The sequence below is a fragment of the Methanoregula sp. genome (assembly GCF_002835825.1).
Taxonomy (GTDB): Archaea; Halobacteriota; Methanomicrobia; order Methanomicrobiales; family Methanospirillaceae; genus Methanoregula.
Genome location: NZ_PIZH01000173.1, coordinates 1 through 4730 on the forward strand (window position 1 = coordinate 1; position 4730 = coordinate 4730).

Annotated in this window: 3 protein-coding genes and 1 pseudogene; 1 reads left to right on the forward strand and 3 read right to left on the reverse strand. The window is 54.2% G+C overall.

Annotation, left to right across the window (positions count from 1 at the left end; translation table 11 throughout):
- Positions 1 to 693 (forward strand): annotated as a pseudogene (locus CW742_RS07435) (restriction endonuclease); the annotation flags it as partial.
- Between the two features lie 220 nt (positions 694 to 913).
- Here CW742_RS07435 and CW742_RS07440 read toward each other — a convergent pair.
- The 3 genes from CW742_RS07440 to CW742_RS07450 form a co-directional block, all read right to left on the reverse strand.
- A complete protein-coding gene (locus tag CW742_RS07440; RefSeq protein ID WP_292418579.1) occupies positions 914 to 1531 on the reverse strand; it encodes a TMEM175 family protein in 618 nt (205 codons plus the stop codon).
- A gap of 644 nt (positions 1532 to 2175) precedes the next feature.
- On the reverse strand, positions 2176 to 2556 hold the full coding sequence (locus tag CW742_RS07445; RefSeq protein ID WP_292418582.1) for a hypothetical protein: 381 nt from the start codon (positions 2554 to 2556) through the stop codon (positions 2176 to 2178).
- Between the two features lie 230 nt (positions 2557 to 2786).
- A partial coding sequence (locus CW742_RS07450; protein WP_292418585.1) for a M13 family metallopeptidase occupies positions 2787 to 4730 on the reverse strand: 1944 nt, incomplete at its 5' end.

Sequence of the window (4730 nt, forward strand, 5' to 3'; positions counted from 1 at the left end):
CCATTTCTGGAAATTGATCTCTCAAACCTTGATGAACAACTGATAGAACAATTAAAAAAATATGCGAAGCATTCCCTTGACCTGGATAATCTGTATGATGACGCATCCCGTTTGAAATACACAAAAGAAATCATGCAGGTTGCTGACAAAGAATTCTCAAACCCATCCGGTGAATTTGTGAGATTCTTTGCGCAAAAAGTGTATAAGAAAAAATTGACGCAAAAGGCAATTGATCAGTTTACATCAATAACAAAAGACTCACTTGACCAGTTTTTGTCTGATAAAATCAACGAACGTTTGAAATCTGCGATGCAACCAAAACCTGCGGTTGCCCCAAATGAAGATGTCCTTTCGGTAACGCCGACTCAAGAGATCAGTCCAAAAAATGATGGAATAGTCACAACAGAAGATGAGTGGGAGGGATACTACTTTGTCAAGGCAATGCTTCACGACATTGTTGATCCTTCGAAAATTGTAATGCGGGATGCAAAAAGTTATTGCGCAATCTTATTCGATGACAATAACCGGAAACCACTCTGTCGTTTGTATTTCGATGGAAAACAAAAATATGTCGCCCTTTTTGATAACAACGACAGGCAGGAAACAAAAGTGCCTATCGAAAATATTGCAGATCTATTCAAACTTAAAGATCGAATACGATCAGTTGCCAATTCTTATTTGTCAGCACAATAATTTGTCCTACTTTTTTTTATGAACTATTGTGATGCCCAACGCGCAAAAGGTCTATCGACTTTTACGCTACGCATTTACCAGTATGAAAATTTGCATACGGTCTCTTGCCCAGGCGCGACCCGACGAGGCGTCGCGCCGACTCCCCGCATCAGCGGGGTGGGGGGGAATCCTCACTCTTTTATGAGTAAGTACCTTCGAATCGGTCCCCTGCACATTCTTCCTACCCTTCCCCGCATTTCACCGGCCCGTTCCGGAAAAACACCAGCAGGATCAAAAAAGGGACCAGGTACAGGATGTCGATGTACCCGATCCCCCCGATCACGAACAGGATCCCGAGCACCGCAACACCGAGGGGCACGAGAAATTTCTTTGCCAGGAACGATGCCTCGGCCTCCTCAAGTGCCGGTTCAAGAAGTTCTTTGTGCGTGCGGGCATGGTGCCACTGCCAGACCAGGACAAGGGAGAGGGCGAAGTAATTGATCTGGTAGAGGATATTCGAGGCCGGGACCTCGTCGCTCATGGACGCAAAACTCTGGGTGAAGGGCACGAAGACTACAATCATCAGCGAAAGGAGATGGAGGTAGATGAACCGGAAGTCGAAGTTTTTGATCCGGTGGAACATCTGGAAATAAAAGAGCCAGAACATGCCGAGTATCAGGAAGGCGCCGGTAAAATCGATGATCTCCAGGATGACCGAGACAAGGTAGAGCACAAAGGAGGTGTCGGTTGTTATCGAGCCTGCCGCAGGCGTCGTGATGTTCCTGACCATCAGGGTCATCGTGAACGCGTAGATGCCGTTTGTGATCCGTTCCAGGTTCACCTTGCTGATCGGGTCCATACAGGATTCACATTCCTGTCCGGGAAATGTGCGTCGCAGGGTATTGTGCTTTACGGAATGCAGGGCCCTGCAACCAGATGCTCAGGACACGGTTGGTAAAGGCCCGGACTTTTTTTGTGTGTGCGGAAACCGGACAGAGCGGGGTCTGATGCTACTGACAGAAAGCGGGAAACCAAAAAGAGAGGAGAGAAACGGGAGATCGTCGATGGAGAGTGCATTACCGGTAAGAGGATCTCCAGTACAGGTCCACTTTCCAGACCTTACCGGCCCTGCTCTTTGAGAGGATCCGCCCCTTTTTCTCATTCCGGGATCTCCACGTTTCCAGCCATGAAGATCCCCATCAAAATTTCGCTCATAGCGGGCACCGGCTGCACCCGGCTCCCGCAAAAAAAGTGCAGGTCACACCATTTTTGCGCAATTTCTCACGCGAATAAAGAGCACGGTTTTATTCGAAAGAATGGCTCCCGTTTGCCGAAAAACGCGATTATAACGGTATTCTTTTCGGGCGTTGGCACCATTTCCACTGCCGAATTTTTTCACAAAACCGGCCCGGAAATTCTCCGTCGGAGAGGGGTACCCCCGGGAGAGACTCTTCCCAGGCACCCCCCGTTGCGACAGTGACTGGGGCACCCCCGGGCCGGGTGTCAGTCCCGGGCATGCTTATTGACATACCCGTCCGGCTCCCAGAACCCGATCTCGCCGACAGCCACATCGTAGATCCGGAGCCGGCGGAACGTCCGCTCGTGCTGCGTCCGGAGCCAGATCTCGCGGGGCATCCATTTCGGGAACGGCAGGCTTCGGACTTCTGCGAGTTCATCTTTGAGCAGGTCTTCATAGAAATCTTCCGCGCTGATGTGGTTCCGCAACACCCGGACCCGGAGGAGGAACGCGTTGCTCGGTTTGAAAACAAAAAGATCGTAGCCGAGATCCGGATGGTCCGTGTTCTCCTGCCATTGGTAGCCCATTTTCTCCGCGAATTGTTGTGCATCTGCGATGGCTGCGAGCGGTCGTCTGCCTCGTGGCATAGTACTATTAAAATTATTTTTATAATTAATTGAGATTGCTGTTTGATTTCACTAAACATCTCGCCTTAAAAAAAGGGTGTAATTCCGTACACGTATTTGTTCTCAAACCGCCGAACAATCACTCACCCGGCGAAGAGGCACCGGGCCCCCCGGGAAATGCCGAGCGTAGCGAGCAGAGGAAGCCATCAAAATTTTTCGTGCTTCCTAACTGGGGAGAATCGAAAAAAAAATTACCAGATCGCCGCCCGCTCGCTCTCGTTCCGGTACAGGGCATCGCCCGGCTGGATCTCCGGGAAGGCCTCATAGAATTCGGGGATATTGAAGACAACGCCATTGACCCGGTATTTCGATGCTGAATGCGGGTCGGTGTAAACCCAGTTCCGCTCCGCCTCCTCCCGGGCGTTCTCCCGCCAGACCTGGGCAAAGGCATAGAAAAACTCCCGCTCCTTTACCGGATCAGGTGCCGGTCCTGCGGCACTCTTCCAGGCATGGTAGGCAATCGTTACGCCCCCGAGGTCCGCGATGTTCTCCCCCAGGGTCAGGTTACCGTTGATGGTGAGGCCGGGAAGGACCTCGAACTCATTATACTCGCTCACGAGGAGTGCAGTGCGGCTGTTGAACTGCGCTGCATCCTCTTCCGTCCACCAGTCTGCAAGGTTCCCGTCCTTGTCATACTGCCGGCCCTGATCGTCGAACCCGTGCGTCATCTCGTGGGCAACCACCGCACCGAGAGCGCCGTAGTTCCTTGCGGCATCCGCATCCGGGTCAAAGAACGGCGGCTGGAGGATCGCTGCGGGGAAGACAATCTCGTTTGTTGACGGGTTGTAATACGCATTCACGGTCTGCGGTGACATGAACCAGACATCCGGGTCAACCGGCCGGCCGATCCGTCCGAGTCCCAGGGGCCCGTGGATCAGGTTGTATGCCGAGGCTGCAAGGACATTGCCGCTGTAGGAGCTAGTGAGTTCCAGGCCCGCGTAATCCATCCATGTGTCCGGGTATGCGACCTTCTGGCGCATGACCGCGAGTTTCTCCCGGGCTCGTTCTTTTGTGGCGCTGCCCATCCAGGTGAGGTTCCCGATCCGTGCATCGAACGCGTGCCGGATCGTCTGGAACATCCCGGTCACCATGTCACGGGTACGGGGGTCGACGTATTCGGCAACGTATTGTTTTCCGACGAGGTCGCCCAGCTGGGAGTCCCCGGTGCGCACGACCCGTTTCCACCGGGGCAGCATCTCGGTCACGCCATCGAGAGTCCGGTCATAGAAAACAAAATGTTCCTCCTCGAAAGCTGCGCCGAGGTACGGAGAGGTTTCATCGATCAGCCGGTACCGGAGATAGAGTTTCCAGTCCGCGAGCGGGGCTGTCGAGATCTCTTTCTCCAGGGTGTCCAGGAACTTCGGCTGGTACACGTTCACCTTCGTCACCGGCCCGGAACCCGGAATGGACGTAAGCCGGTCCCATCCGATCGACGGCCAGCGCTCCTTCACTTCCGCAAGGGCGTAGACATGGGTTATTCGCTGCGCGTCGCGGTTCTCCTCATTGGTGAACTGGCCGAGAGCAAGGGACTTCTCCATGGCATAGATCCTCTTTGCATCCGCGGCGGCCTGTGCTCCGGATTCTCCGGAGAGGACCAGTACCTTCCTGATATGGTCCTGGTACGCCTCCTGCGTTGCCACGCTCCGAGTGTCCGTCCGTGTGTAATAGTCGCGGTCGGGCATACCGAGCCCGCCCTGCCAGAGCGTTGCGATCACTTCGGTGGTGTTCCGTGTATTGACCTCGCCCTGGTAGAAATAGAGCGGGGTTGCCCCATGCTCCAGCAGGATGACCGTGACATTTGCGAGATCCTCCCGGGAGCCGATTGCATCGATCGCGGCAAGGTCTTTAGAAAGCGTTTCGAGCCCTTCGGCATCGATCGCCTGCGTGTCCATACCCGATCGGTAGAACTGACCGATGAGGGCAGTGTTCCGGTCGGTCGTTGTCCCGGTCGCATTCGCGGCCCGGCTCATAAGGGAATGGAGATCTTCATCGGCCTTGTCGCGTAGCACCGACAAGGTCCCGACATACGTCTTGTCGGAAGGAATCGGCGGCTCCCGCTGCCGGGCGGCGTGCACATGGTCATAAACGTCGTCACCCGGCCGGCTGGATTCATTCATCGTGTCCGCCGGGGTGGG

Excerpts from the sequence above, each read along its gene's own strand:
- CW742_RS07440 (WP_292418579.1), bottom strand. The coding sequence starts at position 1,531 with ATGGACCCGATCAGCAAGGTGAACCTGGAACGGATCACAAACGGCATC.
- CW742_RS07445 (WP_292418582.1), bottom strand. The coding sequence starts at position 2,556 with ATGCCACGAGGCAGACGACCGCTCGCAGCCATCGCAGATGCACAACAA.